Source organism: Pseudomonas sp. MD195_PC81_125, from assembly GCF_014060985.1.
In the GTDB taxonomy this organism is placed as follows: domain Bacteria; phylum Pseudomonadota; class Gammaproteobacteria; order Pseudomonadales; family Pseudomonadaceae; genus Aquipseudomonas; species Aquipseudomonas parakoreensis.
This window is the reverse complement of the sequence record NZ_JABULD010000600.1, coordinates 1-3,327: the sequence shown is the minus strand read 5'-3', so window position 1 is coordinate 3,327 and position 3,327 is coordinate 1. Positions and strand designations below refer to the sequence as shown.

The window sequence follows — 3,327 nt, the reverse complement described above, 5'->3', positions numbered from 1 at the left end:
AGCTCCTACAAGTTCCGCACCCCATTTGGCGAACGAATGTGAGACTGTAGGAGGCTGCCGCAGGCTGCGATCTTTTGACCTTATCAGGCCAGCAGCTTTTCCAGCTGCGCCGTGGTATCGACCGCCCCCATGGTCCGCGCCGCATCCAGCGCGGTGATGCCATTGGCATCTTTGGCTTGCGGATCCGCGCCTTTGCCGATCAGGTAATCGACGATTTCAACGCGGTTGAACATCGCCGCCATCATCAACGCCGTGCGCCCGTCAAAGGACGAACCTTCGATCTCGGCACCCGCTTCCACCAGCGCCTTGACCACCGCCAGATCGCCCTTGAACGCGGCGCCGGCAATCGGGCTCTGGCCGTTGCCGTTACGCATTTCCGGGTCAGCCTTGTGCTTGAGCAGCACCTGCACCGCGTCGACGTGGCCGTAGTAACTGGCGAGCATCAAGAGCGTATCGCCCTTGCTGTTTTTCAGATTCACCGGCAAACCGGCGCTGATCAGCCGATCAAGCATCAGCGCATCACCTTCGCGCGCCTTGTTGAACACCTGCTCGGTGAATTCGGCAGCTTCTTCAGGGGTCATCTGGCGGCTTTGGTCAGACATGGGCAACTCCACTTTCGGTTATTCGCAAAGCCGACAGTTTCCCGAGCGCGACGATAGCTGTCACCCCCTTTTTCTCAAGTCCTGCCATAGCCAATCTCAATAGCGGTACTTGCCCTGATGAATATCGGCCAGCACCTGATCCGTCACCTGCACGTAAGTCTGGGTGCCGGGCAACCAGGCATAGATTGGGTCATCCCCCGTCTGGGCGGGGTCGAAGCCTTCGTTTTTCAAACGGGTCTTCTGGTATTTGAACGTCCCGGTGGTCTCCATTTTCACCTTCACCCGCAGGAACAGCGGTACCGCATACGCCGGCATACGCTGACGGGCGAACGCGAGCAATTCAGTGAAATCCAGGGTCGCCAGTGACTCGGCGGGCGTAATGGCGGCCATCCCGGCGCGACCGTTGGTGTTGCGCACTTCTACACCGTAGGCCACCGCCTCGGAAATGTGCGGATGCTGCAACAACAGGTTTTCCACTTCCGTGGTCGAGACGTTTTCGCCCTTCCAGCGGTAGGTATCGCCGAGGCGATCGACAAACTGCGCATGGCCGAAACCGATATTGCGCAGCAAGTCGCCGGTATTGAAGAAGCGGTCGCCCTTGCTGAACACATCGTGCAGCACCACTTTGGCGGTTTTCTCTGGGTCGGTGTAGCCGTCCAGCGGGGCCTTTTCGTCGATCCGTGCCAGTAGCAAGCCCTGCTCGCCCTTGCCGACCTTGCGCATGAAGCCGTTGGCGCTGCGCAGCGGCTGCCCGCTGTCGTGGTCGTAAGCCACCAGTTCCCAGGCCATCAGCGAGAAACCAATGGTGTTGTCGAAGTTGAGAATGTTGCTGAAGCCGATATTGCCATCACTCGCCGCGTACAGTTCGCAGATGTGCTCGACGGCAAACCGGGTCTTGAACTCGGCCCAGGCGCCGGGACGCAAGCCGTTGCCGATCATCTTGCGCACGGCGTGACGGCTGTCATCGGCGCTGGGCGGCTGATCGACCAGGTAGCGGCACAATTCGCCGACATACCCGAGCGTGGTCGCGTTATAGCGACGCACGTCCGGCCAGAACTGGCTGGCGCTGAACTTGCGGCGGATGGCGAACCCGGAAGCGCCATTGATCGCCGAGCCCCAGCACACGCAGAGGCCAGTGGCGTGGTACAGCGGCAAGGTGCAATAGACGACGTCGTCGGGCGTCATGTTCAGAGCGATCATGCCGAAGCTGGCCGAGCTGCGCATCCAGCGGCCGTGCTTGAACACCCCGGCCTTGGGCAGGCCGGTGGTGCCGGAGGTGTAGATGTAAAAACACGGGTCGTTAAAGAACACTTCGCCGCTGCTGGGCGGGTTGTCACCGCGCGCATCGGCGCTGGCACTGATCAGGTTGATGTAGCCCTCGGGCGCAATGCCCGGGTGGCTGTAGGTGTCGCGGTCAGCGATAAACCAGGTGCGCTGCGCCGGGATCGACACCTGCTCGCGGATCGCGGCAAACGCCGGTTGCAGTTCTTCACCGAGCACGATCGCCACCGGCGCTACCAGATTGATGCTGTGAATCAGCGTGTCGCGGGTCTGCGAAGTATTGAGCAGCGCACTGACCGCGCCGAGTTTGGCCAGGGCCAGAATGGTCACCAGCAGTTCCGGGCGGTTTTCGATGAACACCGCGACCACATCGCCCTTGCCGATGCCCTGCGTACTCAAATAGTGGGCGATGCGATTGGCCCACTGGTTGACCTGCGCGTAGGTCAGCAAGACGTTGTCCTGCAGGATCGCCAGGCCTTCAGGGTTACGCAGGGTTGCCTGCTCGAAGGTCCAGCCGAGGCCACACGTTTGGGTCGGATCCGTGACGTTGGCGACTTTCATGCCTTTGACCACCCGCGGGATGGCTTTGGCGATTGTCGGCAGTTTGCGGAGCATCATGCTCCAGGTAATCGTGTCGCTCGGCGCGTGACGCATGGCAGTTCCCCGTTCGACCTGGCTGGCCGGTTTCTTATTGTTCGGGCCGTGGCATGACCTGCGTTGCGGGCAAGGTCGGGATCGAAAATACGACAGCGCTTCTCAAGCTGTACACGCGGTTTTTGCAATGTTTTGTATCCGCCCGCTCATGCCTGGCAGCGGAGATTGCGCCTTTGCCATTTGGTTCCGTCCAACTGAAGAGAATCCCGCAAAATGCAGGATGCACGATGGCCATTCATGCAGTTTGCACGACCCGTGCAAATTTCATGATTTTTAAGCCATTGATTTTAAAGGATTTTTTATTTTTCAAATGCTGGCACAATCGCTGCAACCTCCTGTGCATGCTTGCCCTTCAAGTGCATACGGAGCTGAAAGACATGAGCCTGATTCAAGAAAAATTTACCTCCCTGTTCTCCAACTTCAACGTCACCACTGCACCGCGTCCTGATGGCGGGATTTTGCTGACCTTGCGCAGCAGCGAAGGCAAAGTGTTCAAGCGCGCCTTGACCTACCAGCAAATGCACAACGCCGACCAACTGTCGTGGGCAATCAGCGCCATCCGTCGTGACTTGGCAGAAGAAGCCAGTGAACTGCCGCAGATTGCAATGCTGCAAAGCCAGCAGCGTTTTGCCCTGCCGACGTATCACTCGCTGTAAAAATGTAAACGCATTAAAACAAAAAAAGGCCGTGGAGCATCTGCTCCACGGCCTTTTTGTTTGTACGCAATTCTTATGTAGGAGCTGCCGAAGGTGCGATCTTTTGATCTTGATCTTTTAAATCAAAGTCAAAA

3 protein-coding genes are annotated in these 3,327 nt (G+C 58.4%); 1 reads left to right on the top strand and 2 read right to left on the bottom strand.

Annotated elements, in window-relative coordinates:
* Positions 1-83: 83 nt before the first annotated feature.
* Both HT737_RS24365 and HT737_RS24360 read right to left on the bottom strand, forming a co-directional pair.
* The gene (locus HT737_RS24365) at positions 84-602 is read right to left on the bottom strand and encodes an ankyrin repeat domain-containing protein (RefSeq protein ID WP_041068881.1); all 519 of its coding nucleotides are present in this window, start codon (positions 600-602) and stop codon (positions 84-86) included.
* 96 nt (positions 603-698) lie between these two features.
* Positions 699-2,537 (bottom strand): long-chain-acyl-CoA synthetase, encoded by a 1,839-nt coding sequence (locus HT737_RS24360; protein ID WP_047292958.1) that lies wholly within the window; start codon positions 2,535-2,537, stop codon positions 699-701.
* A 377-nt stretch (positions 2,538-2,914) separates the two neighbouring features.
* On the opposite strand from HT737_RS24360, the gene HT737_RS32430 reads away from it, so the two are divergent.
* Complete coding sequence (locus HT737_RS32430) at positions 2,915-3,193, top strand: DUF3509 domain-containing protein (protein ID WP_027613327.1); 279 nt, start codon at positions 2,915-2,917, stop codon at positions 3,191-3,193.
* Positions 3,194-3,327: the final 134 nt, after the last annotated feature.